This is a genomic window from Mycobacterium sp. UM_Kg1 (genome assembly GCF_000972925.1).
GTDB classification, from domain to species: domain Bacteria; phylum Actinomycetota; class Actinomycetes; order Mycobacteriales; family Mycobacteriaceae; genus Mycobacterium; species Mycobacterium hiberniae.
Genome location: NZ_JRMK01000302.1, coordinates 1 through 1,361, shown reverse-complemented (window position 1 = coordinate 1,361; position 1,361 = coordinate 1). Strand labels below are relative to the sequence as shown.

General features: G+C 80.3%; 1 pseudogene. It reads right to left on the bottom strand.

Features of this window, described 5'->3' with window-relative positions:
- Positions 1-1,361: pseudogene (locus LI92_RS24030) on the bottom strand (hypothetical protein); the annotation flags it as partial.

Genomic DNA, 1,361 nt, shown 5'->3' with positions numbered 1-1,361 from the left:
CCGGCGTCGCCACCGGATCCGCCCGCGCCGCCGTTGCCGCCGCTGGAGCCCTGTGCGTAGTAGGTGCCGACGGCGCTGCCGCCGTTGCCGCCGAGACCGCCGACACCGCCGTTTCCGCCGGTGCCGCCGTCGAACCCGATGTCGCCGGCGCCGCCGGACCCACCAGATCCCGCGGACCCGCCGGCACCGCCCTCACCGCCGATACCCACCGGCGCGCGGTTGATCCCGGGCTGGGCGTAGAGCCCCGAACCGGGCGAGCCGCCGTCTCCGGCCGCTCCACCGTTGCCGCCGTTGCCGCCCGTCCCGCCGGCACTGTCGTTCCCCGCGCCGCCGGCACCGCCGCCACCGCCGCTGCCGCCGGCACCCCCGTCACCGCCGTTGCCGTTGGTGCCGAATCGGCCGTGTTCGCCGACCGCCGGGTTGCCGACGTAGGCCGACCCGCCCGCTCCGCCGCTGCCGCCGGCCCCGCCGTGGCCGCCGTGGTAGCCGTCGCCCCCGCCGAACGCCCCGGTGTCGCCGAGCCCGCCGTTGCCGCCGACGCCGCCCGCGCCGCCGTCGCCGCCGCTGCCGTACTGCACGTTGTTCGCCACGTCGAGGGTGGCGATGCCGTTGCCGCCGCCGTTGCCGCCGGCGCCGCCGGCGCCGCCCGCGCCGCCGTTGCCGGTGCCCTCGCCGTGGGCGCTGACGCTGGAGCCGCCAGCACCACCGGCGCCACCGGTTCCGCCGTTCCCGCCGCTGCCGGGCAAGGTGGCGCTCGGGGGCAGGTACACCTGGTCCAGGCCTCGGCCGCCGTCGCCGGCTGCGCCACCGGCGCCACCGGCGCCGCCGTGGCCGTCGCCGAGGGAGTTTCCGCCGGCGCCGCCGTTGCCGCCGTTCCCGCCGTGTCCGGCGTTGCCGCCGTTGAGCGCCGCGGTGCCGGCGGCCCCGGTCGCGCCGTTGCCGCCGTTTCCGCCGGCGCCGCCGTTGCCGTGCAGGCTGCCGGTGCCGCCGTCGCCGCCGTGCCCGCCGTAGCCGCCCGCGGTGACGGCGTTGAAGCCGTTTCCGCCGGCACCGCCGTGCCCTGCGGGCACGGTCGAGACCGTGCCGTTGGCGCCGGCGGCACCCTGAACCGAACCCGCCCCGCCGTCGCCGCCGAGGCCCCCGGCGCCGTAGGCGCCGGCATCGCCGCCGCGGCCGCCGTTCGGGTTGCTGGCATCGCCGTGGCCGCCGGCCCCGCCGTCGCCGGGCGTCCCGCCGTGTCCGCCGTTGCCCCCGTTGCCGCCGGTGCCGGCCAGCCCCGCCACGCCGTGGGCAGCGACGCCGCCCGCGCCGCCCGCCCCGCCGTTACCGCCGTCGCCGCCCTGCATCTGTCTCTTATACAC